The organism is Pseudomonas sp. HMSC065H01, assembly GCF_001815235.1.
In the GTDB taxonomy this organism is placed as follows: domain Bacteria; phylum Pseudomonadota; class Gammaproteobacteria; order Pseudomonadales; family Pseudomonadaceae; genus Pseudomonas; species Pseudomonas aeruginosa.
Genome location: NZ_KV819834.1, coordinates 197,777 through 222,852, shown reverse-complemented (window position 1 = coordinate 222,852; position 25,076 = coordinate 197,777). Strand labels below are relative to the sequence as shown.

Here is a 25,076-nt window from a genome sequence, read left to right as displayed (position 1 = left end):
CCGGTACCTGCGTCAAAGGAACTGCGCCAGCCGAACAGACTTCAGCGTAGCGCGGAAACACCTCAGACGTAGGTAACGGCCGCCAAGTCTCAGACTGTAGCGAAACGTATGCGGAAGCAGGCGCCGCCCAGCTCGGAATCGTCCAGGCTCAGTTCGCCGTCGTAGCTCTCGATGATGTCCAGCGCCACGGCCAGGCCGATGCCCTGCCCCGGGTGCTGGGTATCGGCGCGCTCGCCGCGGCGGATGATTCGTGCGCGCTGTTCGGCAGGCACTCCGGGACCGTCGTCCTCGACCCACAGCTCCGAGTAACCCGGCCCCAGCCGGGCGCCCACGCGGACCCGGCCCAGGCACAGGCGATAGGCGTTCTCCAGCAGGTTGCCGAGCAGCTCCAGCAGCGCGCCGCGCTCCACCGGCACGCTGAAGGACGGCGAGAAGTCCCGCTGCAGGCTTACCCGCTTGTCGCGATAGACCTTGTCCAGCGCGTCGCACAGGGTCTCCACCAGCGGCGCCAGTTGCTCGCGATGGCGTACCAGGCCGCTCTTGCGCAGGCTGGCGCGCTGCAACTGATAGCCTATCTGCTGGCTCATGCGCTCGATCTGGCCCTGTAGCACCCGCACCTGCTCGCGGTTGCCGGGCTCCTCGGCGAGCTGGTCGCCGACCCCCTGCAAGACCGCCAGCGGCGTCTTCAGACTGTGCGCCAGGTCGCCGAGGGAGTGGCGGTAGCGCTCGCGCTGCTTGTGCTCGCTGCGCAACAGGCGGTTCAGCGAGTGGGTCAGGCGCAGCAGCTCGCGCGGATGCTCCTCGCTCAGGCTCTCGCGCTCGCCGGATTCGATCTGGTCCAGCTCGGAACTCAACCCGCGCATCGCCCGGAAGCCCCAGGTCAGACCCAGCCAGAGCAGCCCGAGCAAGACCAGCAGGGCGCCGCCGAGCCACAGGTAGAGCTGCTCGCGGAACCCCTTGAGCAGGCTCTCGAACTCGCTGACCGATTGCATGGTGACGATGCTGTAGGCCGCCTGCTTGCCGCGCAGCAGGTCGATCTCGACGTCGAACACGAAGAACTCCTCGCCCTTCGCATCGCGGGTGGTGTGGAATTCGTTGCCGCGGCCGTCGTAGCGCGGCGTGTAGTTGATCGACTCGTCGGCCGCCGAGGTGGAGCGCCAGAGCAGATCGCCATTCTGGTCGTAGATATAGCCGAGGACCTTGGCCTCCGGCAGGTTGAACTCCTCCACCGGCAGGTGCTCGGGCATCACCAGGCGGCCCTTCTCCACCCGCGCCGCCGAGACCAGGGTCGCCACGTCGGCGGCCAGGCGCTGCTCGATGGTGTTCTCCAGGGCGATGCCGAAGGCCCGCTGCAGGGCCGGCAGCAGCGCCAGCATGAACAGCACCGCCAGGGCGGCGGCGCCGAGCATCAGACGGATGCGCAGGGAACGGATCACCGGCAGCGCTCGGTGAACAGGTAGCCCTGGCCGCGCACCGTATCGATCGGCTTGAAGCCGCCGCAGGCCTCCAGCTTGCGCCGCAGGCGGCCGACCAGCACCTCGATGACGTTGGCGTCGCGCTCCTCGTCGTCGGGGTAGAGCTGTTCCATCAGGCGTTCCTTGGCCACCACCTGCTGGTGATGCCGCATGAGGTATTCGAGGATGCGGTATTCGTAGGCGGTCAGCGCCACCGGTTGCTCCTCGACCAGCGCCTGCTTGCGGTTCAGGTCGAGGACCAGGGGGCCGGCCTCGATGGTCGACTGGACGAACCCCGAGGAGCGTCGCAGCAACGCGTTCAGGCGCGCTTCCAGTTCCTCGAACTGGAACGGCTTGACCACGTAGTCGTCGGCCCCGGCGGCCAGGCCTTCGACCTTGTCCTGCCAGTTGCCGCGGGCGGTGAGGATCAGGATCGGGAAGGACTTGCCCTGCGAACGCAGCTCGCGGATCAGGTCCAGGCCGCTCATGCCCGGCAGGCCGAGGTCGATCACCGCCAGGTCGTGGTGGTATTCGCTGACCCGGTAGAGGGCTTCCTCGGCATCCGGTACCGCGTCCACCACGTGCCCCTGTTCACCCAGGCGGGTATAGAGGTGGTGGCGCAACAGCGCCTCGTCTTCCACTACCAGCAGTTTCATGAGGTTCCTCCGGATGAGATGCGGCCGGACCTTCCGGCCCGGCCATCGAAGCATGCCCTCGCGGGCGCTGCGCGGTCATTTAGAACTTGTAGTTGGCGCCCAGGTAGAATTGCGAGCTGCTGTGCAGGTCCAGGGAGCCCAGCTTGTTGCCGCCATGCGGGGTCATCTCGGTGCTGGCGTTGGTGCGCAGATAACGATAGCCGCCTTCGATCGAGGCATTCTTGCTCAGCTCCTGCAGGATACCGGCCTGCAGCCCGGCAGCGTAGCCGACATCGCTGTCGCGCTTGAAGCCCTTGCCGTCCTGTTCCAGCTTGACCAGGCCGAGGGTGGCACCGCCGAACAGCTTGGTGTTGTTGTCGCCGATCGGCAGGAAGGCGTCGTAGCTGCCGAGCAGGTTCTGCTGGCGCAGCTTGTTGCCGCTGCTGGTGTCGGAGATGTTCTCGTAGGTCGCGTAGTAGCGGCCCTGCTCGAACTGCTGGCCGGCGCGGATGCCCCAGGTGCCGGTGTTGTCGATCACCTTGTCGAGGTTCGGGCTGTTCAGGTTGCGGTTCAGCGACTTGGATTTCTGGATGTTGTTGCTGGTCTCGCCCCAGGTCAGGCCGACGAAGTTGTCGGCGGCCTGGACGCCGGCGGCGGAACCCAGCAGGGCGGTGGCGATGAAGAGAGTCTTGAGTGCTTTCATGGTCTTTCTCCGTTCTGCGAGAGTCGTGTCGTTCACGGCTTGCAGAGTACGGACAGGGTACTGAACCGCCCCTGAACGCTTGCTGAACCCGGGCTGAACGACTCGCGTTTGCCGGCGAACGCTCTGTTTCCAGGCTGCCGCGCGCCGGCTCGGCGAGGTTTTTGCCCGTACTGCAAGTAGGGTCTAGGCTTTCTACAGTCGCCTGCATAGAGGCTGGGCCAATGAACGAACAACCCGACCAGGGACGCGTCAAGGGCATGGAAGCCAGGCTCTTCCTGTTTCTCGTGATCTGCCTGTTCCCGCTGCTGTCCGTCGCACTGGTCGGCGGCTTCGGTTTCTGCGTCTGGATGTACCAGCTACTGGCCGGCCCGCCCGGGCCGCCGGCCTGAGGTCGGGTATGAGCAGTCGCCGAGAGCTGTTCCGCCGCCTCGGCGGGCACCCGCCGACGCGTCGCCCGCCGTGGACCGCCGCCGACTTCGCCGCAGGCTGCACAGGCTGCGCCGCCTGCGTCGAGGCCTGCCCGGAAGGCGTGCTGAAGCTCGGCGCCGGTCGGCTCGTCGAACTCGACCTCTCCAGCGCCGGCTGCACGCTGTGCGGGGAATGCGCCAGCCGCTGCGAGGCCGGCCTGTTCGATGGCGCGCGCCCGGCCTTCCCCTGGATCGCCACGATCGGCGAAGCCTGCCTGGCCCTGGCCGGGATCCACTGCCGCAGTTGCCAGGACGCCTGCGAACCCGCCGCGATCCGCTTCCGCCCGGCCCCCGGCGGCGTCGCCCTGGCCGAGCTGGACAGCCAGCGCTGCAACGGCTGCGGCGCCTGCCTGGCGCCCTGTCCGAGCCAGGCCATCCAACTGCGCGCGCTATCCACCAAGGAGTCTCCACGACATGCCTGAAGCCCTGCAGATCGCCAGCCTCATCCTGCATTGCCGACCCGAGCGACTGCCGGCGGTGAAGGCCAACCTGGCGCTGCTCGACGGCCTGGAGATCTACCAGGAAAGCCCGCAGGGCAAGCTGATCCTGGTGCTGGAAGCCGAACGCGAAGAACAGATTCTCGACACCCTGGGCCAGTTGCAGAACCTGCCAGGAGTGCTCAACGCCGTGCTGGTCTACCACGAGATCCTGCACGACGACGATAGCAACGACGCGGCGGCCATGACCGACCGCGCGATACCGTGCTCGCCCGAGGAGACAATCGATGAACCTCACCCGTCGTGAATTCGCCAAGGCCAACGCCGCCGCCATCGCCGCGGCGGCGGCCGGCCTGCCGATCCTGGTCCGCGCCAGCAACCTGGTGACCGAGGCGGACGTCACCAGCCTGGTCTGGAACAAGGCCCCCTGCCGCTTCTGCGGCACCGGTTGCAGCGTGATGGTCGCCACCCGCGACGGCCAGGTGGTGGCCACCCATGGCGACATCAAGGCCGAGGTCAACCGCGGGATCAACTGCGTGAAGGGCTACTTCCTGTCGAAGATCATGTACGGCAGCGACCGCCTGACCCGCCCGCTGCTGCGCATGAAGGACGGCAAGTTCGACAAGCAGGGCGAGTTCCAGCCGATCAGTTGGGAACAGGCCTTCGACATCATGGCCGAGAAGTTCAAGGCCGCGCTCAAGGCCAAGGGACCGGAGTCGGTCGGCATGTTCGGCTCCGGCCAGTGGACGGTCTGGGAAGGCTATGCGGCGAACAAGCTGTTCAAGGCCGGCCTGCGCAGCAACAACATCGACCCCAACGCCCGCCACTGCATGGCCTCGGCGGTGATGGGCTTCATGCGCAGCTTCGGCATGGACGAGCCGATGGGCTGCTACGACGACATCGAGGCCACCGACAGCTTCGTCCTCTGGGGCTCGAACATGGCCGAGATGCACCCGGTGCTCTGGTCGCGGGTCACCGACCGCCGGCTCAGCGCGCCGCAGGTCAAGGTCGCGGTGCTGTCCACCTTCGAGCACCGCAGCTTCGAGCTGGCCGACCTGCCCATGGTGTTCAAGCCGCAGACCGACCTGATCATCCTCAACTATATCGCCAACCACATCATCGAGAGCGGCGCGGTGAACCGCGACTTCGTCGAGCGCCACGTGCGCTTCGCCCATGGCGCCGAGGACATCGGCTACGGCCTGCGCCCGGACGACCCGCTGGAGAAGAAGGCGAAGAACGCCGACAAGGCCAACACCTGGAGCGATATCGACTTCAAGGCCTTCGCCGAGTTCGTCAAGCCCTATACCCTGGAGCGCACCGCGCGCGAAAGCGGCGTGCCGGCCGAGCGACTGAAGGCCCTCGCCGAACTCTACGCCGACCCCAAGCGCAAGGTGGTGTCGTTCTGGACCATGGGCTTCAACCAGCACACCCGCGGGGTCTGGGCGAACAACCTGATCTACAACATCCACCTGCTCACCGGGAAGATCAGCGAACCGGGCAACAGCCCCTTCTCGCTCACCGGCCAGCCCTCGGCCTGCGGCACCGCGCGCGAGGTCGGCACCTTCTCCCACCGGCTCCCCGCCGACCTGGTGGTGACCAACCCGAAGCACCGGGAAACCGCGGAGAAGATCTGGAAGGTGCCGGCCGGCACCATCCAGGAGAAGGTCGGCTTCCACGCCGTGCAGCAGAGCCGGATGCTCAAGGACGGCGTGCTCAACGTCTACTGGACCCAGGTCAGCAACAACATGCAGGCCGGTCCCAACGTGATGCAGGAAGTGCTGCCCGGCTGGCGCAACCCGGACAACTTCGTGATCGTCTCCGACGTCTACCCCACCGTCTCGGCCCAGGCCGCCGACCTGATCCTGCCCAGCGCCATGTGGGTGGAGAAGGAAGGCGCCTTCGGCAATGCCGAGCGCCGCACGCAGTTCTGGCACCAGTTGGTGAAGGCACCGGGCGAGGCGAAGTCCGACCTCTGGCAGCTGGTGGAATTCTCCAAGCGCTTCACCACCGACGAGGTCTGGCCCGCGGAACTGCTGGCGAAGGCCCCCGAGCTGAAGGGCAAGACCCTCTACGACGTGCTGTTCCGCAACGGCCAGGTCGACCGCTTCCCGGCCAGCGACCTGGCCAAGGGCTACGCCAACGACGAGGTCGACGCATTCGGCTTCTATATCCAGAAGGGTCTGTTCGAGGAATACGCCGCCTTCGGTCGCGGCCACGGCCACGACCTCGCCCCCTTCGACGCCTACCACGAGGCGCGCGGCCTGCGCTGGCCGGTGGTGGACGGCAAGGAGACCCGCTGGCGCTACCGCGAGGGCTACGACCCCTACGTGAGCAAGGGCAGCGGCGTGCAGTTCTATGGCTATCCGGACAAGAAGGCGATCGTCTTCGCCCTGCCCTACGAGCCGCCGGCCGAGGCGCCGGACCAGGACTACCCGTTCTGGCTCGCCACCGGCCGGGTGCTCGAACACTGGCACACCGGGAGCATGACCGCGCGGGTCCCGGAGCTGTACAAGGCGGTGCCCGACGCGCTGGTCTACATGCACCCGGAGGATGCGCGCCAGCTCAAGCTGCGCCGCGGCAGCGAGGTCAAGGTGGTGAGCCGGCGCGGCGAGATCCGCGCGCGGGTCGAGACCCGCGGGCGCAACAAGCCGCCCCAGGGGCTGGTGTTCGTGCCGTTCTTCGACGCCAACAAGCTGATCAACAAGGTCACCCTGGACGCCACCGACCCGATTTCCAAGCAGACCGACTACAAGAAGTGCGCCGTTCGCATCGAACTGCTCAACCTGGCCTGAGGAGCGCGCCATGAAACCTCTGCTGACTGCCCTGCTCCTCGTCCTGCTCGGCGCCCCCGCGGCCTTCGCCGCCGACCTCGGCTACCCGCTGGACGCGCCCGCCCCCGACGGCCGCCGCCCCGGCGGCACGCTGGCCGAAAGCCGCCCCGCGCCGCCGCTGGCGGCCGAGGAAAACAAGGACCTGAAACGCGAGCGCAACTACCCCGAGCAGCCGCCGACCATTCCCCACAGCATCGTCGGCTATCGCATCGACAAGGACAGCAACAAGTGCCTGTCCTGCCACAGCCGCGCCAACAGCGCGCGAACCCAGGCGGTGATGATCAGCATCACCCACTACATGGACCGCGACGGCCAGCCGCTGGCCGCCGTCTCGCCGCGCCGCTACTTCTGCGTGCAGTGCCATGTGCCGCAACAGGACGTAAAGCCGCTGGTCGACAACCGCTTCGAGAACATCGACCAGATCCTCGAGAAAGAAGCCGCCAATGCGGCGCGCAAACCCTGAGGGAGGCCGCATGAAAGCACTCATCGCCTGGCTGGCCGGTTACTGGCGGGTCCTGCGTCGTCCCAGCGTGCATTTCAGCCTGGGCTTCCTCACCCTCGGCGGCTTCATCGCCGGGATCGTCTTCTGGGGCGGCTTCAACACCGCCCTGGAGGCGACCAACACCGAGACCTTCTGCATTTCCTGCCACGAGATGCGCGACAACGTGTTCGTCGAACTCAAGGACACCATCCACTACAGCAACCGTTCCGGAGTCCGCGCCACCTGTCCCGACTGCCACGTGCCACACAAGTGGACCGACAAGATCGCGCGCAAGATGCAGGCCTCCAAGGAGGTCTGGGGCAAGATCTTCGGCACCATCAACACCCGCGAGAAATTCCTCGATCACCGCCGCGAGCTGGCCGAGCACGAATGGGCACGACTCAAGGCCAACGATTCGCTGGAATGCCGCAACTGCCACAACTTCGAGTTCATGGACTTCACCCGGCAGAGCGTGCGCGCGCGGCAGATGCACTCCACCGCCCTGGCCAGCGGCGAAGCCACCTGCATCGACTGCCACAAGGGGATCGCCCACCACCTGCCGGACATGACCGGGGTGAAGGGCTGGTAGCGCCGCCCGCGGACCGGGCGGCGCGGCGCAATCAGGGCTGGGCGCCCTTCAGCGCCTCGAGGACCTTGCGCCCGGCGCGACCGTCGGCCGGGGTCAGGCCGAGGCGCTTCTGCTCGGCCTGGATCGCCTTGCGCGTGCTGGTGCCGATCAGCCCGTCGGCCTCGCCGATGTCGTAGCCGCGCGCCAGCAACGCCTTCTGCAATTGCTTGCGCTCGAGCCGGCTGATGCCCGGGTCGTCGGTCGGCCAGGACGCCACCAGGCCGCTGCCGCCGCGCAGGCGGTCGGAAAGCAGGGCGATGGCCAGCGCGTAGCTTTCCGCGGCGTTGTAGGAATAGATCGCATCGTAGTTGCGATAGACCAGGAAGGCCGGGCCCTGGGCCCCGGCCGGCAGGAGGATCGCGGCCTTCTCGTCGCCGCCCGGCAGCGGCTGGCCGTCGACCCGCCTCACCCCACGGGCGACCCAGGCCGACAGCGGCTGGCGCTTGCCGCGCCCGGCCAGGCTGGCGGGGAAGTCGGCCGGCACCTTCACTTCATAGCCCCACGGCTGTCCCGTGCGCCAGCCAGCCTTCTTCAGGTAGTTGGCGGTGGAACCGAGGGCATCCGGCACGCTGCCCACCAGGTCGCGGCGACCGTCGCCGTCGAAGTCCACGGCGATCCGCGCGTAGGTCGATGGCATGAACTGGGTATGGCCGAAGGCCCCGGCCCAGGAGCCGGTGATGCCGGCGTCGCGGATGTCGCCGGCCTGCAACAGCTTCAGGGTGGCGAGGAACTCGCCCTGGAAGAACGACTGGCGGCGCCCGTAGCAGGACAGGGTCGACAGCGAGGTCAGCAGCGGACGCTTGCCGAAGATCCGCCCGTAGTCGCTTTCCACGCCCCACACCGCCACCACCGTGTACTTGTCCACGCCGTAGCGCGCGGCCACCTGGTCGAGCAGCTTGTCGTGCTGGGCGAGCATCGCCTTGCCATCGCTGACCCGCTGCTCGTCCACCAGACCGGCCAGGTAGTCCCACAGCGGGGTGGTGAACTCCGGCTGCGCGTCGAGCAGGTCGAGCACGCTGAGGTCGGCCTGCAGGCCGCTGGTGAAGCGCTCATAACTGTCGGCGGAAATGCCCTGCGCCTGGGCCTTCTTCTGCAGGCCGGCGAGGCAGGAAGGGAAGCTCGAGGCGTCGGGTTGCGCCAGGGCCAGGGCGGGTAGCAGGGCCAGCGAGGAGAGAAGAAGACTGCGCATGGGGTTTCCTTGTACGGTGAACGGTCATCCATGGCACCGGCGGGCTTCCCCCGGCGCCGAAGGCCTGGTGGCCTGTACGGTTGACTCGGTGATCGGCGTTCGACTGGTCGAGTCAGCCACACGGGCCACTAGCCTACCGTCCCGCCGGGTGCGGCGCCATCTCCGCCCTGAAAGGCGGGTGAAACCTTGCTCGGGCAGACTGGCGGCGGAATACGCATGCCGGGTGTCTCGCGGCCGATCCGCCGCGTCACATCCGTGCCCGAACGCGCTGCGCCACCCGCGCGTCCGTTTTCCGGGCACTGGCCGGGCGTTCGCCGGTCCAAGCAGTGTTCCCCGCCTCCGTCCACAAGCCGGAGCCGGCCCCGACGGTCCCAGACCACCGCAGGAAAGCCGGGCGGCCGCCACCCGCCACCGCCCCGGGCTTTCCACCCTCACTACACGTTTCGGAGTACAACCTTGATCCACTGGTTGAGCGACCCGACGTTCTGGACAGCCCTGCTGCAGATCGTCGCCATCGATATCCTCCTGGGCGGCGACAACGCCGTAGTCATCGCCCTCGCCTGCCGGCACCTGCCGGCGCACCGGCGCAAACAGGCGATCTTCGGCGGCGCCGCCGGTGCCATCCTGATCCGCATCCTGCTGCTGTTCTTCGCCCTGCACCTGCTCGACCTGCCCTACCTCAAGGTAATCGGCGCGCTCCTGCTGCTGTGGATCGGCATCAAGCTGCTGCTGCCGGAGGAGGAGAACGGCGACGACATCAAGGGCAGCACCCACCTGCTCGGCGCGATCAAGACCATCATCATCGCCGACGCGGTGATGAGCCTGGACAACGTCATCGCCCTGTCCGCCGCCTCGGCCGGGGATTTCTTCCTGGTCTCCCTGGGCGTGCTGATCAGCATCCCGATCATCGTCTGGGGCAGCCAGCTGATCCTGCGCCTGATCGACCGCTTCCCGCTGATCATCCTCTTCGGCGGCGGCCTGCTCGGCTGGATCGCCGGCGGCATGCTGCTCACCGACAGCGCCCTGAAGCCCTGGCTGGCGCCCTACGCGCAATGGGATTCCTACCTGCACTACGGTGCGGCGGCCTTCGGCGCGCTGTTCGTGATCCTCCTCGGCAGCCTCCTGGCGCGCCGCCAGTTGAAGCAGCGGCATGCCGCGCCGGCGGACGCCGCCGAAAGCGAAGGCCGCTAAGAGCGACGGGGCGCCCAGGGCGCCCCGTCCTCTTTCTCCGGCTCAGATATTGGTGCTCGCCGGGATCCGGCTCGGCAACAGGTACTCGTAGGGCCTGCGGCGCGCCTGGTTGCGCGTGCGAATGGTCGCCTCGACCTCCTTCAGACGTGCCTGGAAGCGCTCCAGCGGGCCGCCACTGGCGGTCACCCGCCTGTCCGAGAACACCGGCGCGTAGGGGAACCCGGTCTGCCGGTAGTCGCCGAGGCGACCGTGGTAGACCGAACCGAGCAGGTGATAGATGTTCACCTTCTCCAGCGCCACCAGGGTCGGCGGCATCATCTTCAACCAGTCGGCCTCGCTCTTGCCACTCGGCGAGTCCGGTGCCGGCGCCGCGCTCATGGCGCAGATCGCTGGCGCGTAGGTCATCATCGAAGGCTGGGGAAAATTGACCGCCGCATGCTGCGCGGAGGCGGTGAAGATCACCATGGTCAGCACCTCGACCAGTTGGCTGCGACCGGTGATCGGGCGGAACCCGGCCACCTTGCCGCTGCCGATCACTTCGCCGACCCAGGCCGCCAGTTCGACGTCAGCGGTGACGTCGCCGTCGCTGGCGTAGTACACCGCCACGTAGTCGGCCGCCCACTGGCGGATCGCATTCCACACCAGCAGGCCGTCGTCGCGGTAGGGGTAGTCCGGTAACGCGGCCGGGTCGTCGACGTTCCGCGCCTTCAGGCTCTCCGGCAACATGCCGCGGTAGAAGTCGAAACCCAGCCGATTGCCGCCGGCGGTGGCCTGGGTGTCCTGGATCGGCGCGGCGAACATCACGTCGATGAAGCCCGCGCTGGGCAACAGGATCCGCGCCGCCCCCTCGTTGATGAACAGGGTGCCCTCGAAGTGCGGGGCGAGCAGGACGTGCAGCGGATGGCTGGGCGCCAGGGTGCGCTGGGTGGCCAGGCAGAACGCCTCGCTCACCAGGTGGGTCTGGGCCAGGTGGACGAACATCTCGTGGTAGTTCTCCTCGGCGACCTGGACCACCGTCTTGGCCATCTGCCAACCCCAGTACAGATCACTCTCCGACTCGGCGGGACGCACGAACATCGGATGGGTAGCGGGGTCCTGACCGCACTGGATGGCCACCGGCAATAGCCTCGCCCGATCCTTGCCAAGGGCGAACAGGGCGATTGGCGCATAGGCGAAGCCCGTCCCGGTGAGCAGTTTGTCCACCGCTCCCGACGGCGCCAGCTTGCCCAGCTCGGCGTAGTCCAGCAGATACAGGCGGCGGCTGGCGGCGGCCTCCAGCAAGCTGTCGTCGGCGCCCATCACCCGGCGGAACTGCTCCTCGCCCAGCGGAAAGTTGGCCGGCAGCGCATCGACGCGACGGATCAGCAGCGGATTAGACCCGGCCACCCGCCAGTAGGCGAACGCTTCGTCGTCACGGAAGCTGTCGGCGACCTCCGGCAGGCGCAGGGTGCCGAACACCGCGCGGAAGCGATTCAGGCCGTCGCCCTGTCCACCCTGGGTAACCAGGTTGCTGGCGCTCTTGAGGATGTCGTCGACCAGCAGGCCGACCCGCGTCAGCAAGGCGATCACCCGCGTCTGCAATTCCGTGAAGCGCAGCAGCAGGCTGCCGGCCGCGGCCGGATCGTTCTTCGCCTCCTCCAGCAACGCCTCGTGGACCTGGCGCGCCGCCTCCAGATCGCCGCTGAGCCCGGCGGCGATCCGCTCGAACTGCGCGGCGGCCGACGCCGGCAACGAGGCGACGAAATTGACGATCAGCTCGACGATCACCCCGGCGGTCTTCAACAGCCAGTCGACATTCGGCAACTCGCCCAGCGGCACCGAGCGGGCCATCGGCACGCCTTTGACATTGGCGAAGTTCTCGGTCCAGACATATACCAGTTTCTTGCTGGTCAATACCGCACGCCGCGCCAACTTTCCGGCCAGGTTGTCATATTGCGGCAAACTCGGCGGAATCAGGTTGTCCAGCAAACTTCGCGAGGCATCGATAGATCGCTGTTGTTCCGCCCCGAGGTATTTCAAGGGCGAAAAGAATATCGAGTCATTGGCCAGCGCGGTTCCACTCAGGGCGACACCCGACAAGAGCACACTCCTGCGTTTCATATCATCGACTCCATCAATGCATTAACCAGGAACGACTCGATGCCTGAGCATCGAATCGCTCTTTCAACAGGTTGCGATCAGCTGTAAAGCCCTTCGCCGCTTTCCTTGTTGTAATGCAACGGAACATTGTGGTTGTCGGTCCCGCCGAGAATCTTGCCGACGGTGATCGCCGCCACCGAAGGCACCTGGAAGGCCAGCAGGTCGACCAGCTCGTGGGTACGGTTGAGGCCGATGGCGCTGGCCGCGTTGCCGATGCTGGAGAACAGCGGCGAGTTCAGGAAGGAGTTGGCCGCGTAGACGCCATTGATGATGGCATCGCCCAGGAAAGTCCCGGCGCCAGAAACTTGTTCGATTTCACCCACACTTAGAACCGCCAGGGCATTCACCTGATTTTTCATGTCTGAATCTCCACGTATTCAAATGATCGAAACGAATGGTTCTCGCTGAAAACAGCAAAGAAACCTGTACGTCCGAACTTCTTCGGAACGTGGAGAAAGCAATAGCGAGAGGAAAAATCGGCAATAAGCTGACGCTTCGCACAGTTGACAGGAAAATCCTGAAACAATAGTTATCCACAATAATTATTGACGGCAAACTTTTGACTTGCAAAGAACTACACCGGACAACGGCAATAGCCGATTTTATCCCGCCAGGCCTCGACCCATTGTGCAAACCCGGCAGGCCGTTGCGCAGAACGTGGCATTTATTCGGGGCGATCCGCCAAGGCGATTTCATGTACTGAAGTACCAGAATCAGCGGATCGTGAGACCTATTCCCCCCTGGAAAGATACGGATATTTTTTCCCGCGCCCGGTTTCCTCTCTTCCGCGCCTGCCAGATCTGGCAGTTGCAAAACGCCACGGCAACGCGAAGTCCGCGGCGCAGACGCCTCGACCGCTCATTGATGGCTAACGCGCAGCTCGCTGAACGTCGCCCGCCCGCCCTCGCTGGACGGCCCGCGGTTGTCCTGCAGGTAGAGTCCGGCCTTGAAATAGAGGCCCTGGTAGGCCCACTGCGGGTCCAGTTGCTGCTCCAGGGCGCTGCCATTCACCGACACGCTGAGCAATCCGCTGCGAGACACGCCGATGCGGTAGCTGAACGACTGGCCGAGAGGAATCCCGTCCATCAGTGTGTAGGCTCTGGTCCCGCCGTCGTCCGGCCGCTCGCGGACCAGCGCCTGGACCCGCCCCTGGTCGAGCCGCAACTGGTAGAGCAGCTTCACCAGCGGCGCGGCCTGGCCGCTATTGCTGCCATCGCTGTGGATCTGGCCGATGATCATGCGCCGGGTCGAGGGCACCGCCTCGATGCGCAGAGTCGCCTCCAGCCAGTTGTCGGCCCTGGCGTAACGCCAGTTGTAGGGCCTGCCGCTGGACAGGGTCTCGCGCAACTCGCTGCGCGGGAACTCGCTGTTGCGCGTGTGGCTGCCGTTCACCGGCACCCAGAAGCGAATGCCGTCGGCGGTGCGCTGGAAATAGTCGCTGCGGTAGTCGCGCTGCAATTGGCTGGTGGAGATGGTGATGGCCGGGCGGCCCTGGGGAATGGTCAGGTTCCAGGTACTCAGGTCAGGCATCCAGACGGTGTCCTAGCGAGGGGAAGGGACTCGCCCATAGGGTAGATGAGCGGCGCACGCTTTGCCTGGCCGAATGGCCCGCGTTTGAGCGGCGCAAGGCCGGCACCGAGGGTTTTCCCCGCGTCCCGCGCACAAGCGTCTATCTTGATCGGGGACCCTTTCACGGAGAGATGCCATGCGCCTGTTCTGCGCCCTGCTGCTCATCGCCTGCGCCGCCAGCGCCCAGGCCGCTATCCAGACCCGCGAGATGCCTTACCGGAGCGCAGACGGCACGCGCATGGTCGGCTATTTCGCCTACGACGACAGCAAGCCGGGGATCCGCCCTGGGGTCATCGTGGTCCACGAATGGTGGGGGCTCAACGACTATGCCAAACGCCGCGCCCGCGACCTCGCCGAACTCGGCTACAGCGCCCTGGCCATCGACATGTACGGCGAAGGCAAGCACACCGAGCACCCGCAGGACGCGATGGCCTTCATGCAGGCCGCGACCCGGGATGCCGACGCCGCCAAGGCGCGCTTCCTCGCCGGCCTGGAACTGCTGAAGCGGCAACCGCAGACCGATCCCAGCCAGATCGCCGCGATCGGCTACTGCTTCGGCGGCAAGATCGTCCTCGACATGGCCCGCCAGGGCCTGCCGCTGGCCGGCGTGGCGAGCTTCCACGGCGCCCTCGGCACCGCCACCCCGGCCAGCAAGGGCAGCGTCAAGGCCAAGATCCTGGTGGAGCACGGCAGCGCCGACAGCCTGGTCCCGGCCAAGGACCTCGACGCCCTGAAACAGGAACTGAACGCCGCCGGCGCCGACTACCGGGTGGTGATCCAGGACGACGCCAAACACGGCTTCACCAACCCCGACGCCGACGCGCACAAAGGCCACGGCCTGGACATCGGCTACGACCGCCAGGCCGACCAGCGCTCCTGGGCAGACCTGCAGGCGTTCCTCAAGGACATCTTCGGGCAGGGTTGAACCCTGCGCCGACGCATAAAAAAACGGGAGTCCCCGGAGGGACTCCCGTCTTGAAAGGTCGAGACAGGACAGTATCCCGTCATCAACAAACAACCTCACCTGCATTCCACAGGAATGCGCGGCGCAGTCTGTCAAAACCGGGCCTCGCGGTCCGTTTTCCTTTGTTGCGCTTTTGCAATCTTGTGTAAGCGCCGCGTGACTGGTGGGCCACGTCGGGAACCGGCACAATGCGCGCCATGAACGACCGTCTCCCCTCCTTCTGCACCCCACTGGACGACCGCTGGCCGCTGCCCGTCGCGCTGCCCGGCGTGCAACTGCGCAGCACCCGCTTCGACCCGGCGCTGCTGCAACCCGGCGACTTCGCCCTGGCCGGCATCCAGCCGCCGGCGAACATCCTCCGCGCGGTGGCCAAGCGCCAGGCCGAGTTTCTCGCCGGGCGCCTCTGCGCACGCGCCGCCCTGTTCGCCCTCGATGGCCGCGCCCAGACGCCGGCCGTCGGCGAGGACCGCGCACCGGTCTGGCCGGCCGCGATCAGCGGCTCGATCACCCATGGCGACCGCTGGGCCGCCGCTCTGGTGGCGGCGCGCGGCGACTGGCGCGGGCTCGGCCTGGACGTGGAAACCCTGCTCGAAGCCGAACGGGCGCGCTACCTGCATGGCGAGATACTCACCGAAGGCGAGCGCCTGCGCTTCGCCGACGACCTGGAGCGACGCACCGGCCTGCTGGTGACCCTGGCGTTCTCGCTGAAGGAAAGCCTGTTCAAGGCGCTCTATCCGCTGGTGGGCAAGCGCTTCTATTTCGAACATGCGGAACTGCTGGAATGGCGCGCCGACGGCCAGGCCCGGCTGCGCCTGCTCACCGACCTGTCGCCGGAGTGGCGCCACGGCAGCGAGCTGGACGCCCAGTTCGCCGTGCTCGACGAACGCCTGCTCAGCCTGGTGGCGGTCGGCGCCTGATCAGGCGTTCCCCGGCGTGCGCCGCGACGGCCGCAGCGCGCGGCCTTCCGCCAGGCGCTCGACGGCGCGGGCGGCGGCGACCATGCCGAAGGTGGCGGTGACCATCATCACTGCACCGAAGCCGCCGGCGCAGTCCAGCTTCACCCCTTCGCCGACGAAACTCTTCGACTGGCACACCGTGCCGTCCGGCTTCGGGTAGCGCAGCTGCTCGCTGGAGAACACGCAGGGCACGCTGTAGGTGCGCCCCGGCGTGCGCGAGAAGTTGTAGTCGCGGCGCAGGGTGGAACGCACCTTGGCCGCCAGCGGGTCGTTGAAGGTCTTGTTCAGGTCGGCGACCTGGATCTGCGTCGGGTCGACCTGGCCACCGGCGCCGCCGGTGGTGATCACCGGGATCTTGCGCCGCTTGCACCAGGCGATCAGCGCGGCCTTGGCGGCCACGCTGTCGATGCAGTCGATCAGGTAGTCGAAGTCGACGATGTACTCGGCCATGGTCTCGCGGGTGACGAAATCGGCCACCGCGTGGACCCGGCAGGCCGGGTTGATGGCCCGGATGCGCGCCGCCATCACCTCGACCTTGGCCTTGCCCACCGAGCCTTCGATGGCATGCACCTGGCGGTTGGTGTTGGTCACGCAGACATCGTCGAGGTCGAACAGGGAAATCTCGCCGACGCCGCTGCGGGCCAGCGCTTCCGCCGCCCAGGAACCGACCCCGCCGATGCCGACCACCGCGACGTGGCTATCGGCCAGGCGTTGCAGCCCCTCGCGACCGTACAACCGGCCGATACCGCCGAAGCGCTGTTCATCCACCTGCATCACCAACCACCTCTGAAACCGAATCGCGGATTGCCGCGCGCATTATAAGAAAGCCGCGGCCGCCGCGTCGCCTGCGTTCTTACGGCTCGTCGCGCAGGCCGGACTAGACTTGCAACAGACCCGCCGGCCCGGCGCCTGTACACCCCGGGGGGTGCGGGGTAGCATGCGCCGCCCCGTGTTCAGCGAAACATCCGGAACCTGGTTTCATCTCTATGTCTTCACGCAAGATCGGGCTCAACCTGGTGGTCATCGTCGCCCTGGCCGCCCTCTTCACCGGCATCTGGGCCCTGTACAACCGTCCGGTCAGCGTACCGGACTGGCCGGAACGCATCTCCGGCTTCTCCTTCTCGCCGTTCCGCCTCAACCAGAACCCGCAGAGCGGCCGCTACCCCAGCGCCGAACAGATGCGCACCGACCTGGAACTGGTCGCCCGGCACACCCACAGCATCCGCACCTATTCGGTCCAGGGCGCGCTCGGCGACATCCCGGCGCTGGCCGAGGCGTTCGGCCTGCGCGTCAGCCTGGGCATCTGGCTCGGCCCGGACCTGGCCAGCAACGAGGCCGAGATCGCCCGCGCCATCCGCATCGCCAACGAGTCGCCGAGCGTGGTGCGAGTGATAGTCGGCAACGAGGCGCTGTTCCGCCGCGAGGTGACGGCGGAACAGTTGATCGCCTACCTCGACCGGGTCCGCGCGGCGGTCAAGGTTCCGGTGACCACCGCCGAACAGTGGCACGTCTACCGCGAACACCCGGAACTGGCGCAACACGTCGACCTGATCGCCGCCCACGTCCTGCCCTACTGGGAGGCTACGCCGGTGGCCGACGCGGTGGACTTCGTGCTCGAACGCGCGCGCGAACTCAAGGCCGCCTTCCCGAGGAAGCCGCTGCTGCTCGCCGAGGTCGGCTGGCCGAGCAACGGGCGCATGCGCGGCAGCGCCGAGGCGACACCCGCGGACCAGGCCATCTACCTGCGGCGCCTGACCAACGCGCTCAACGGCGAAGGCTACAGCTACTTCGTCATCGAAGCCTTCGACCAGCCCTGGAAGGTCAGCGCCGAAGGCTCGGTGGGCGCCTACTGGGGCGTCTACAACGCCGACCGCAAGGCCAAGTTCAACTTCACCGGGCCGGTGGTGCCGATTCCCAAGTGGCGCGCCCTGGCCATCGCCTCGGCGGTACTCGCGGTACTCGCCTTCACCCTGCTGCTGATCGACAGTTCCTCGCTGCGCCAGCGCGGGAGGACCTTCCTCGCCGTGGTCTCGTTCGCCTGCGCCTCGGTGCTGGTGTGGATCGCCTACGACTACAGCCAGCAGTACAGCACCTGGTTCAGCCTGACCGTCGGCGCGTTGCTGGGCGTCGGCGCGCTGGGGGTGGTCATCGTGCTGTTCACCGAGGCCCACGAGCTGGCCGAGGCGGTCTGGACGCGCAAGCGGCGCCGGCCATTCCTGCCGATCACCGCCGCGCAGGCCTATCGGCCCAAGGTGTCGATCCACGTGCCCTGCTACAACGAGCCGCCGGAACTGCTGAAGCAGACCCTCGACGCCCTTGCCCGCCTCGACTACCCGGACTACGAAGTCCTGGTGATCGACAACAACACCCGCGACCCGGCCGTCTGGCAGCCGGTCGAGGCGCACTGCGCGCGCCTGGGCGAGCGCTTCCGCTTCTTCCACGTCGCCCCGCTGGAAGGCTTCAAGGCCGGCGCGCTGAACTTCGCCCTGGGCCACGTGGCGGCGGACGTCGAGGTGGTCGCGGTGATCGATGCCGACTACTGCGTCGACCCCGACTGGCTCAGGCACATGGTGCCGCACTTCGGCGACCCGCGGATCGCCGTGGTGCAGTCGCCGCAGGACTACCGCGACCAGCACGAGAGCGCCTTCAAGCGGCTCTGCTACGCCGAGTACAAGGGCTTCTTCCACATCGGCATGGTCACCCGCAACGACCGCGACGCGATCATCGAGCACGGCACCATGACCATGATCCGGCGCAGCGTGCTGGACGAGCTGAGATGGCCGGAATGGTGCATCACCGAGGACGCCGAGCTGGGCCTGCGGGTGTTCGAGAAGGGCCTGTCGGCCGCCTACTTCGAGCGCAGCTACGGCAAGGGGGTGATGCCCGATACCTTCATCGACTTCAAGAAGCAGCGCTTCCGCTGGGCCTACGGCGCGATCCAGATCATGAAGCGGCATACCGACGCCCTGCTGCGCGGCCGCGGTCCCGACGGCAGCCGCCTGACCCGCGGCCAGCGCTACCACTTCGTGGCCGGCTGGCTGCCGTGGATCGCCGACGGCCTGAACATCTTCTTCACCCTCGGCGCGCTGCTCTGGTCGGCGGCGATGATCATCGTGCCCAAGCGCGTCGACCCGCCGCTGCTGATCTTCGCGATCCTGCCGCTGGCCCTGTTCGTCTTCAAGGTCGGCAAGATCCTCTTCCTCTACCGGCGCACCGTCGGCGTCGACCTGCGCGACTCGTTCTTCGCCGCCCTCGCCGGCCTGTCGCTCTCGCACACCATTGCCAAGGCGGTGCTGTACGGCTTCGTCACCCGCGGCATCCCGTTCTTCCGCACGCCGAAGATGCGCTCCAGCCACGGCCTGCTGGTGGCCCTGGCGGAGGCCCGCGAGGAAGTCTTCGTGATGCTCCTGCTGTGGGGCGCGGCGGCCGGCATCGTGGCGGTTCAGGGCGTGCCGAGCCGCGACCTGCTGATCTGGGTCGCCATGCTCCTGGTGCAATCGCTGCCCTACCTGGCGGCGCTGGTCATGGCCCTGCTCTCGTCGCTGCCGAAACCGCGCGAGGAACTGGCCGGCGGCGCCGAGCGGATCGGCGGTTGAGGTCGAGCGAGGCGTCGGGACAGCCGGCTCCGCTCGCCTAAACGGCGTCCCTTCGCCCGCGTTTATGCTTTAAGATTCCCCCTTTCCGCTCGACCCGCTCAGGATGCCCTCCCCATGACCGCCTCTTCGCCGAGTCTCTCGCCGACCCTCGAACTCGCCTGCGAGTTGATCCGCCGCCCCTCCGTCACGCCGCTCGACGCCGACTGCCAGGCCCTGATGATGCGCCGCCTGGAAGCCGCCGGCTTCGCCCTGGAGCCGATGCGCATCGAGGAGGTGGACAACTTCTGGGCACGGCGCGGCGGCGACGGCCCGGTGCTGTGCTTCGCCGGGCACACCGACGTGGTCCCCACCGGCCCGCTGCAGGCCTGGCAGCACCAACCCTTCGACGCCCTGATCGACGACCAGGGCATGCTCTGCGGGCGCGGCGCGGCGGACATGAAAGGCAGCCTGGCGTCGATGATCGTCGCCGTCGAGCGCTTCGTCGCCGACCACCCGGAGCACAAGGGTGCCATCGCCTTCCTCATCACCAGCGACGAGGAAGGCCCGGCCCACCACGGCACCAAGGCGGTGGTCGAACGCCTCGCCGCACGCGGCGAGCGCCTGGACTGGTGCATCGTCGGCGAACCGTCGAGCACCAGCCTGGTCGGCGACGTGGTGAAGAACGGCCGCCGCGGCTCCCTCGGCGCCAAGCTGACCATCCGCGGCGTACAGGGCCATGTGGCCTACCCGCACCTGGCGAAGAACCCGATCCACCTGGCCGCCCCGGCGCTGGCCGAACTGGCGGCGGAACACTGGGACGACGGCAATGCCTTCTTCCCGCCGACCAGCTTCCAGGTTTCCAACCTGAACTCCGGCACCGGCGCCACCAACGTCATCCCCGGCGAACTGACCGCGCTGTTCAACTTCCGCTTCTCCACCGAATCCACCGTCGAAGGCCTGCAGAAACGCGTCGAGGCGATCCTCGACAAGCACGGCCTGGACTGGCACGTCGAATGGGCGCTGTCCGGCCTGCCGTTCCTCACCGAGCCGGGCGAACTGCTCGATGCGGTGGCCGCCAGCATCAGGGCGGTCACCGGCCGCGAGACCCAGCCCTCGACCAGCGGCGGCACCTCCGACGGACGCTTCATCGCCACCATGGGCACCCAGGTGGTCGAACTCGGCCCGGTCAACGCCACCATCCACCAGGTCAACGAGCGGGTCCTGGCCAGCGACCTGGAGCTGCTCACCGAAATCTACTACCAGACCCTGGTGAGGCTGCTCGCCTGATGCTGATCTGCCCGCTCTGCTCCGCCGCCCTGGGCGAGGTCGACAACGGCGTCGCCTGCCCCGCCGGGCACCGCTTCGACCGCGCCCGCCAGGGCTACCTGAACCTGCTGCCGGTGCAGCACAAGAAAAGCCTCGATCCGGGCGACAACGCCGCCATGGTCGAGGCCCGTCGCCAGTTCCTCGGCGCCGGCCACTACGCGCCGCTTGCCCGGCGCCTGGCCGAACTGGCCGCCGAACGCGCGCCGCGACGCTGGCTGGATATCGGCTGCGGCGAGGGCTACTACAGCGCCCGGCTCGGCGAAGCCCTGGCCGGCGCCGAAGGCTATGCCCTGGACATCTCCCGCGAGGCAGTGAAACGCGCCTGCCGCCGCGCGCCGCAGTTGTCCTGGCTGGTGGCGAGCATGGCCCGGCTGCCGCTGGCCGACGCCAGTTGCGAGCTGATCGCCAGCGTGTTCAGCCCGATCGACTGGAACGAAGCCGTGCGCGTCCTCGCCCCCGGCGGCGGCGTACTGCGCCTGGGCCCGGCCAGCGCGCACCTGCTGGAACTGCGCCAGCGGCTCTATGACGACGTGCGCGACTACGCCGACGACAAGCACCTCGCCGGCCTGCCCGCGCAACTGCGCCTGCGCCACACCGAGACCCTCGAGTTCCGCCTGGCGCTGGACAGCTACGACGCGCGGGAAAACCTCCTGGCCATGACCCCGCACGGCTGGCGGGTCAACCCCGAGCGCCGCGCGCGAATCCTGGCCGAACCCTTCGAAGTCAGCGTGGCGGTGCGCTACGATTGGCTGCAACGCGACTGACCGTCCCCGAGGACCCCATGCGCCAACCGGATATCGAGATCTACCTGAAAGACGCCGAGCACGCGGCCGTCGCCGCCTGGCTGGAACAGGCGCTGGGGCCCTGCGGCCCATGGCAGGAGCACGGCCAGACCCTCAAGTGCACCGCCCGCGGCGAGCACGGCGCGGTGCGCGTCACCTGGCTGCCGAAGGCGGTGGGCAAGTGGCACAGCCTGTTCTTGGAGAGCGACAGCACGCCCTGGGACGACGACCTCGCCTGCGCCAGGGCCGCGCATGCCGCGCTCGGCGTGGAGATCCGCTGCGCGCCGGGCGGCTGGGAGGAAAACCAGGGCGAAGAGGACGCCGACCGCTGGCTGCGGGTCGACGCCGGGGGCGTCGAGGAAATTACCTGGCGCACCGCCTGAACGACGAAAACCCCGCGCTGCGAGGGGCCGCCCAACGGGGGCCTGGCGGGGTGGATGCGCTGGATGACAAAAGCCCGTCTCGCGACGGGCTTTTGCTTGCGGGAATCAGACCTTGGAGACGTCTTCCGCTTGCAGGCCTTTCTGGCCCTGGATCACCGAGAATTCCACTTTCTGGCCTTCCACCAGGGAGCGGTGACCCTCGCCGCGGATGGCGCGGTAGTGAACGAATACGTCCGGACCGCTATCGCGTTGAATGAATCCATAACCTTTGGCGTCATTGAACCACTTGACGGTTCCGACCTCACGATCAGCCATTACCACACTCTCCAACTTGCAATTTTTTATAAGTGGCCTTCCCAATCCGGGAAGACTTCGACGGTTCGGCTGCGCAACGCTGTTCTTGTTATCCGACCCCGGCAAAATGCCGTTGGAGCGGGCATTTCGAATGGCGTTCCACTAGCCACCGCGTCCCGGAGTATAAACAAACGAGTCCAACTGAAAAGGACTTTTTTAGCCCCTGGCGGAATACTCGCCACGCCCGGCGGGACTGGCCTTTCGATATGTTTTCGCTACGCCTGGAATACGTCTGCGCATGCACTTGCAGATAGCTAGCCGCCATATTTCCGTCGGCTTTTCAGCGGTCGCGCAGACCCGCCTTGCGCGGCCAGGCCAGGGTGAAGCAGGCGCCGCCGAGAGTCTCGCTGCGGCCGATGGAGGCCCGGCCGCCATGCCAGTAGACGATCCGCCGGACGATGGACAGTCCCAGGCCATGCCCGCCGGAAGCACGGGTCCGGCTGTCGTCCAGGCGTAGGAATGGCGTAAAGAGCCGCTCCCATTGCGCCTCCGGCACCCCCGGCCCGTCGTCCTCGACATCCACCCGGCAACGCTCCAGGCTGACCCGGTAGCTGATCCTGACCCGACGATCGGCATGCCGCAGCGCATTGGTCAGCAGGTTCTGCAAGGCCCGATGCAGGTAGCGCGGCTCGGCCTCGATCCAACTGCCCAGCTCCTCAGGCACCAGCGCGCCCTCCTCGCAACTGACCAGCACCTCGCGGCGCAGCGGAGCGATCTCCTCCACCACCTGGCGCACCAGCACGCCCAGCTCCAGGCGCTGGTAGGTCAGCGGCGGCGAGCCCTGTTCCAGGCGCGCGTAGGTGAGCATCTCGTCGACCAGCTTGTCGAGGTCCTGGATATCGTTGTCCATGCCCTCCAGGTACTTCAGGCGGGCGCCGTCGGTCTCGGCGGTCTCGATCATCTCCAGGCCGAAGCGCAACCGCGCCACCGGCGTGCGCAGCTCGTGGGACACCGCGCGAACCATCTCGCGCTGCACCGTCAGCAGCCGGTGGATGTGCTCGGCCATATGGTTGAAGGCCGCGCCCAGGCGTCCCACCGAGTCGCCTCCGCGCACCTCGACGCGAGTATCCAGGCTGCCGCGGGCGATCCGCGTGGCGGCCGCCTCCAGGCTGCGCAGGCGCTGCTCCAGACGACGCACCAGCAGGTAGGTGATCAGGCCGATGAAGCTCAGGCACAGCGCGCCGAGCAGCAACAGCAGCTGCGGCGGATAGGGGTTCATCTGGAACAGCGGGCCCAGCTCCAGCACCCAGGGCGTGTCGAGGATGCCGGCGAAGATGCGGATCGAGTCGCCGTCCTTGCCCAGCGCCATCACCGTGTCGCCCTCCACCACCCGCCGGCGCTGGTCGTCGTCGAGGTCCAGCTCCTTGACCTGGAGCAGGTGCACCGGGAAGCCGAAGCGCTTGTCGCGGACGATCCGCGCCAGGTGGTAAGGCTGTTCGCTGGCCGGGTAGCGCACCAGTTCGTCCATCAGCAGGTACACCGTGGCCCGCGCCAGTTGCTCGCTGACCTGCTGCACCTCGCCGCTGAGCACCAGGTTCTCGGCGGCGCTGGCCTGGGTATAGACGGTGACGGCGTGCTCGGCGGTCTGCTTCACCAGCACCTGGCCGTTCATCAGGCGCGCGCGGCTGCGTCCATCCATCCGCAGCTCATCCAGCCCGCGCAGTTGCAGGGGAATCCCCAGCAAGCGGCTCCACTGCGCCAGGGCGCGCTTGCGCTCGGTGGCGGTCATCGGTTGCAGGTTGTCGGCCATCAGGCGGAAGGTGCCGCGCGCCAGTTCCTCGCGGTAGTGCTCGCCGCGCACCTCGTTGATCCAGTGCAGGCCGAGCAGGCCCAGGCCGCTGACCAGCAGCAGGGCCAGGAGCATGCCGCCATAGATGCGCAGGAAGATGGATTTCATCGGCGAGCCCCCGGCCGCTGTCCGCTGCTGTTGATTCTGGCCGACCGGGACGCCCGCGCCCCGGCCCGCAGGAAAAAAGCGCCTCAGCCCTCGCCGACGAACAGGTAGCCCTTGCTGCGCACGGTCTTGATCAGCCGCGGGTGCATCGGGTCGTCGCCGATCTTCGGGCGAATCCGCGAGATGCGCACGTCGATGGAGCGGTCCTGGCCGTCGTACTCGATACCGCGCAGGGCGTTGAAGATCTCCTCGCGGGAGAGAATGCGCCCGGCGTTCGCCGCCAGCAGCCAGAGCAGGTCGAATTCGGCGCTGGTCAGCTCGATGGTGGTCCCGTCCAGCCAGGCCTCGCGCATCGCGTTGTCGATCACCAGGCGACCGAACGCCAGGCGTTTGCTGTCCGCCGCCGGGGCGCCCGCTTCCGGCGCCTCGCTGCGCCGCAACAGGGCACGGATGCGCGCCAGCAGCACACGCGGGCGCACCGGCTTGCACACGTAGTCGTCGGCGCCCATCTCCAGGCCGAGCACCTCGTCCATGTCGTCGGTGCGCGCGGTGAGCATCAGGATCGGACCGTCGAATTGCGGACGCACCTGGCGGCAGATGGACAGGCCGTCCTCGCCCGGCAGCATCAGGTCGAGCACCACCAGGTCCGGGCGTTCGGCGAGGATACGCGCCGCCGCCAGTGCGCCGTTGGCTTCGATGTCGACCTTCAGGCCGTTGCCTTCCAGGTATTCCCGGGTCAGCTCGGCCAGGCGTCGATCGTCCTCGACGATCAGGATGCGCCAGGCTTCTTGCTCCACACAGCCTCCTCGTATCGCGGTCCCGGAGCCGCCGTGCGGCCCCCTCAGAGCGGCCCGCATTGTAGCCAATACGGGGGCCGCGCGGCAGCACGCGAGGAACATCTTGCAAACACTACATATTGTGGGTAGGGTGCGCGCCCCGAAAGGTTGGGGAGTAGGTCTGCGCCGGTGCTTTCCGAGGGCGACGAATGGCATTCTCCAGCGCTGCCGCGGCCTACGGACGCTTCCTAGGACTCACGCACAGAAGACCCACACTTTATCCACAGGTTTCCCCCAGACTGTCACCTTGCAAACACCCCATTAGCGCATTATCTTGTATCC

The 25,076-nt window shown here is 67.3% G+C and carries 24 protein-coding genes; 13 read left to right on the top strand and 11 right to left on the bottom strand.

The genetic code is table 11. The features are described from left to right. Nucleotides 1-89 precede the first annotated feature (89 nt). From phoQ to HMPREF3014_RS03140, 3 genes are all read right to left on the bottom strand, one after another. Nucleotides 90-1,436 carry a two-component system sensor histidine kinase PhoQ gene (phoQ, locus tag HMPREF3014_RS03150; protein ID WP_003082438.1) on the bottom strand — a complete coding sequence of 449 codons (1,347 nt, stop codon included), beginning with the start codon at nucleotides 1,434-1,436 and terminating at the stop codon, nucleotides 90-92. Further along, the gene (gene phoP / locus HMPREF3014_RS03145) at nucleotides 1,433-2,110 is read right to left on the bottom strand and encodes a two-component system response regulator PhoP (protein ID WP_003082436.1); all 678 of its coding nucleotides are present in this window, start codon (nucleotides 2,108-2,110) and stop codon (nucleotides 1,433-1,435) included. The genes phoQ and phoP overlap by 4 nt, the downstream gene beginning before the upstream one ends. Before the next feature lie 79 nt (nucleotides 2,111-2,189). After that, nucleotides 2,190-2,792, bottom strand: a complete 603-nt coding sequence (locus HMPREF3014_RS03140; RefSeq protein ID WP_003082431.1) for an outer membrane protein — start codon at nucleotides 2,790-2,792, stop codon at nucleotides 2,190-2,192. A 221-nt stretch (nucleotides 2,793-3,013) separates the two neighbouring features. Between HMPREF3014_RS03140 and napE the strand changes: the two genes are divergently transcribed. Genes napE through HMPREF3014_RS03110 form a run of 6 tightly spaced genes read left to right on the top strand, consistent with a single transcriptional unit; the run spans nucleotide 3,014 to nucleotide 7,597 of the window. Next, the gene (napE, locus tag HMPREF3014_RS03135; RefSeq protein ID WP_003082429.1) at nucleotides 3,014-3,181 is read left to right on the top strand and encodes a periplasmic nitrate reductase, NapE protein; all 168 of its coding nucleotides are present in this window, start codon (nucleotides 3,014-3,016) and stop codon (nucleotides 3,179-3,181) included. An 8-nt stretch (nucleotides 3,182-3,189) separates the two neighbouring features. Continuing rightward, entirely contained in the window at nucleotides 3,190-3,681 is a 492-nt protein-coding gene (gene napF / locus HMPREF3014_RS03130; RefSeq protein WP_003116340.1) for a ferredoxin-type protein NapF, read from the top strand. Then, nucleotides 3,674-4,003 (top strand): chaperone NapD, encoded by a 330-nt coding sequence (locus HMPREF3014_RS03125; RefSeq protein ID WP_003082422.1) that lies wholly within the window; start codon nucleotides 3,674-3,676, stop codon nucleotides 4,001-4,003. Before napF ends, HMPREF3014_RS03125 begins: the two co-directional genes overlap by 8 nt. Then, entirely contained in the window at nucleotides 3,984-6,488 is a 2,505-nt protein-coding gene (napA, locus tag HMPREF3014_RS03120) for a nitrate reductase catalytic subunit NapA (RefSeq protein WP_003107632.1), read from the top strand. The genes HMPREF3014_RS03125 and napA overlap by 20 nt, the downstream gene beginning before the upstream one ends. Nucleotides 6,489-6,498: 10 nt before the next feature. Next, on the top strand, nucleotides 6,499-6,990 hold the full coding sequence (locus tag HMPREF3014_RS03115) for a nitrate reductase cytochrome c-type subunit (RefSeq protein WP_003082414.1): 492 nt from the start codon (nucleotides 6,499-6,501) through the stop codon (nucleotides 6,988-6,990). A gap of 10 nt (nucleotides 6,991-7,000) precedes the next feature. Continuing rightward, nucleotides 7,001-7,597: a cytochrome c3 family protein gene (locus tag HMPREF3014_RS03110; RefSeq protein ID WP_003082412.1), complete on the top strand. Its 597-nt coding sequence runs from the start codon at nucleotides 7,001-7,003 to the stop codon at nucleotides 7,595-7,597. Nucleotides 7,598-7,628: 31 nt separating this feature from the next. Here the strand turns inward: HMPREF3014_RS03110 and HMPREF3014_RS03105 are convergent, their stop codons facing one another. Then, nucleotides 7,629-8,825, bottom strand: coding sequence for a lytic murein transglycosylase (locus tag HMPREF3014_RS03105; RefSeq protein WP_023087668.1), 1,197 nt, complete (start codon nucleotides 8,823-8,825; stop codon nucleotides 7,629-7,631). A 456-nt stretch (nucleotides 8,826-9,281) separates the two neighbouring features. Here HMPREF3014_RS03105 and HMPREF3014_RS03100 point away from each other — a divergent pair, with 456 nt between their 5' ends. Beyond that, nucleotides 9,282-10,016, top strand: a complete 735-nt coding sequence (locus tag HMPREF3014_RS03100; RefSeq protein WP_034067906.1) for a TerC family protein — start codon at nucleotides 9,282-9,284, stop codon at nucleotides 10,014-10,016. 42 nt (nucleotides 10,017-10,058) lie between these two features. Here HMPREF3014_RS03100 and HMPREF3014_RS03095 read toward each other — a convergent pair whose 3' ends face one another. From HMPREF3014_RS03095 to HMPREF3014_RS03085, 3 genes are all read right to left on the bottom strand, one after another. Further along, the gene (locus HMPREF3014_RS03095; RefSeq protein ID WP_023087669.1) at nucleotides 10,059-12,116 is read right to left on the bottom strand and encodes a lipoxygenase LoxA; all 2,058 of its coding nucleotides are present in this window, start codon (nucleotides 12,114-12,116) and stop codon (nucleotides 10,059-10,061) included. 77 nt (nucleotides 12,117-12,193) lie between these two features. Further along, complete coding sequence (locus HMPREF3014_RS03090; RefSeq protein WP_003082401.1) at nucleotides 12,194-12,514, bottom strand: hypothetical protein; 321 nt, start codon at nucleotides 12,512-12,514, stop codon at nucleotides 12,194-12,196. Between the two features lie 499 nt (nucleotides 12,515-13,013). Then, entirely contained in the window at nucleotides 13,014-13,685 is a 672-nt protein-coding gene (locus tag HMPREF3014_RS03085) for a polysaccharide lyase family 7 protein (protein ID WP_003082396.1), read from the bottom strand. A gap of 175 nt (nucleotides 13,686-13,860) precedes the next feature. On the opposite strand from HMPREF3014_RS03085, the gene HMPREF3014_RS03080 reads away from it, so the two are divergent. Further along, on the top strand, nucleotides 13,861-14,649 hold the full coding sequence (locus tag HMPREF3014_RS03080) for a dienelactone hydrolase family protein (protein ID WP_003082385.1): 789 nt from the start codon (nucleotides 13,861-13,863) through the stop codon (nucleotides 14,647-14,649). A 227-nt stretch (nucleotides 14,650-14,876) separates the two neighbouring features. Then, nucleotides 14,877-15,605, top strand: a complete 729-nt coding sequence (locus HMPREF3014_RS03075; protein WP_003082383.1) for a 4'-phosphopantetheinyl transferase family protein — start codon at nucleotides 14,877-14,879, stop codon at nucleotides 15,603-15,605. On the opposite strand, the gene tcdA is transcribed toward HMPREF3014_RS03075, so the two are convergent. After that, nucleotides 15,606-16,418 (bottom strand): tRNA cyclic N6-threonylcarbamoyladenosine(37) synthase TcdA, encoded by an 813-nt coding sequence (gene tcdA / locus HMPREF3014_RS03070; RefSeq protein WP_003086553.1) that lies wholly within the window; start codon nucleotides 16,416-16,418, stop codon nucleotides 15,606-15,608. It abuts the gene before it with no gap. Nucleotides 16,419-16,630: 212 nt separating this feature from the next. Between tcdA and ndvB the strand changes: the two genes are divergently transcribed. From ndvB to HMPREF3014_RS03050, 4 genes are all read left to right on the top strand, one after another. Beyond that, nucleotides 16,631-19,240: a glycosyltransferase NdvB gene (gene ndvB / locus HMPREF3014_RS03065; protein ID WP_016253717.1), complete on the top strand. Its 2,610-nt coding sequence runs from the start codon at nucleotides 16,631-16,633 to the stop codon at nucleotides 19,238-19,240. Nucleotides 19,241-19,354: 114 nt separating this feature from the next. After that, nucleotides 19,355-20,506 (top strand): succinyl-diaminopimelate desuccinylase, encoded by a 1,152-nt coding sequence (gene dapE, locus HMPREF3014_RS03060; RefSeq protein WP_003082377.1) that lies wholly within the window; start codon nucleotides 19,355-19,357, stop codon nucleotides 20,504-20,506. Continuing rightward, nucleotides 20,506-21,309: a putative RNA methyltransferase gene (locus HMPREF3014_RS03055; RefSeq protein WP_003101808.1), complete on the top strand. Its 804-nt coding sequence runs from the start codon at nucleotides 20,506-20,508 to the stop codon at nucleotides 21,307-21,309. The genes dapE and HMPREF3014_RS03055 overlap by 1 nt, the downstream gene beginning before the upstream one ends. A gap of 17 nt (nucleotides 21,310-21,326) precedes the next feature. Then, entirely contained in the window at nucleotides 21,327-21,710 is a 384-nt protein-coding gene (locus tag HMPREF3014_RS03050; RefSeq protein ID WP_003082373.1) for a hypothetical protein, read from the top strand. 105 nt (nucleotides 21,711-21,815) lie between these two features. On the opposite strand, the gene HMPREF3014_RS03045 is transcribed toward HMPREF3014_RS03050, so the two are convergent. The 3 genes from HMPREF3014_RS03045 to HMPREF3014_RS03035 form a co-directional block, all read right to left on the bottom strand. After that, nucleotides 21,816-22,025, bottom strand: a complete 210-nt coding sequence (locus tag HMPREF3014_RS03045) for a cold-shock protein (RefSeq protein WP_003082372.1) — start codon at nucleotides 22,023-22,025, stop codon at nucleotides 21,816-21,818. A 319-nt stretch (nucleotides 22,026-22,344) separates the two neighbouring features. Further along, nucleotides 22,345-23,961: an ATP-binding protein gene (locus tag HMPREF3014_RS03040; RefSeq protein ID WP_003086549.1), complete on the bottom strand. Its 1,617-nt coding sequence runs from the start codon at nucleotides 23,959-23,961 to the stop codon at nucleotides 22,345-22,347. Between the two features lie 83 nt (nucleotides 23,962-24,044). Next, nucleotides 24,045-24,755 (bottom strand): winged helix-turn-helix domain-containing protein, encoded by a 711-nt coding sequence (locus HMPREF3014_RS03035; RefSeq protein ID WP_003082360.1) that lies wholly within the window; start codon nucleotides 24,753-24,755, stop codon nucleotides 24,045-24,047. Nucleotides 24,756-25,076: the final 321 nt, after the last annotated feature.

Bases quoted from the DNA above. Each gene is read 5' to 3' on its own strand.
- HMPREF3014_RS03090 (WP_003082401.1), bottom strand. From the start codon at position 12,514: ATGAAAAATCAGGTGAATGCCCTGGCGGTTCTAAGTGTGGGTGAAATC.
- HMPREF3014_RS03115 (WP_003082414.1), top strand. From the start codon at position 6,499: ATGAAACCTCTGCTGACTGCCCTGCTCCTCGTCCTGCTCGGCGCCCCC.
- ndvB (WP_016253717.1), top strand. From the start codon at position 16,631: ATGTCTTCACGCAAGATCGGGCTCAACCTGGTGGTCATCGTCGCCCTG.
- phoP (WP_003082436.1), bottom strand. From the start codon at position 2,110: ATGAAACTGCTGGTAGTGGAAGACGAGGCGCTGTTGCGCCACCACCTC.
- HMPREF3014_RS03055 (WP_003101808.1), top strand. From the start codon at position 20,506: ATGCTGATCTGCCCGCTCTGCTCCGCCGCCCTGGGCGAGGTCGACAAC.
- tcdA (WP_003086553.1), bottom strand. From the start codon at position 16,418: ATGCAGGTGGATGAACAGCGCTTCGGCGGTATCGGCCGGTTGTACGGT.
- napF (WP_003116340.1), top strand. From the start codon at position 3,190: ATGAGCAGTCGCCGAGAGCTGTTCCGCCGCCTCGGCGGGCACCCGCCG.
- HMPREF3014_RS03050 (WP_003082373.1), top strand. From the start codon at position 21,327: ATGCGCCAACCGGATATCGAGATCTACCTGAAAGACGCCGAGCACGCG.
- HMPREF3014_RS03095 (WP_023087669.1), bottom strand. From the start codon at position 12,116: ATGAAACGCAGGAGTGTGCTCTTGTCGGGTGTCGCCCTGAGTGGAACC.
- HMPREF3014_RS03085 (WP_003082396.1), bottom strand. From the start codon at position 13,685: ATGCCTGACCTGAGTACCTGGAACCTGACCATTCCCCAGGGCCGCCCG.
- napA (WP_003107632.1), top strand. From the start codon at position 3,984: ATGAACCTCACCCGTCGTGAATTCGCCAAGGCCAACGCCGCCGCCATC.
- HMPREF3014_RS03040 (WP_003086549.1), bottom strand. From the start codon at position 23,961: ATGAAATCCATCTTCCTGCGCATCTATGGCGGCATGCTCCTGGCCCTG.
- HMPREF3014_RS03140 (WP_003082431.1), bottom strand. From the start codon at position 2,792: ATGAAAGCACTCAAGACTCTCTTCATCGCCACCGCCCTGCTGGGTTCC.
- HMPREF3014_RS03075 (WP_003082383.1), top strand. From the start codon at position 14,877: ATGCGCGCCATGAACGACCGTCTCCCCTCCTTCTGCACCCCACTGGAC.
- dapE (WP_003082377.1), top strand. From the start codon at position 19,355: ATGACCGCCTCTTCGCCGAGTCTCTCGCCGACCCTCGAACTCGCCTGC.
- napE (WP_003082429.1), top strand. From the start codon at position 3,014: ATGAACGAACAACCCGACCAGGGACGCGTCAAGGGCATGGAAGCCAGG.
- HMPREF3014_RS03045 (WP_003082372.1), bottom strand. From the start codon at position 22,025: ATGGCTGATCGTGAGGTCGGAACCGTCAAGTGGTTCAATGACGCCAAA.
- HMPREF3014_RS03105 (WP_023087668.1), bottom strand. From the start codon at position 8,825: ATGCGCAGTCTTCTTCTCTCCTCGCTGGCCCTGCTACCCGCCCTGGCC.
- HMPREF3014_RS03080 (WP_003082385.1), top strand. From the start codon at position 13,861: ATGCGCCTGTTCTGCGCCCTGCTGCTCATCGCCTGCGCCGCCAGCGCC.
- HMPREF3014_RS03110 (WP_003082412.1), top strand. From the start codon at position 7,001: ATGAAAGCACTCATCGCCTGGCTGGCCGGTTACTGGCGGGTCCTGCGT.
- HMPREF3014_RS03125 (WP_003082422.1), top strand. From the start codon at position 3,674: ATGCCTGAAGCCCTGCAGATCGCCAGCCTCATCCTGCATTGCCGACCC.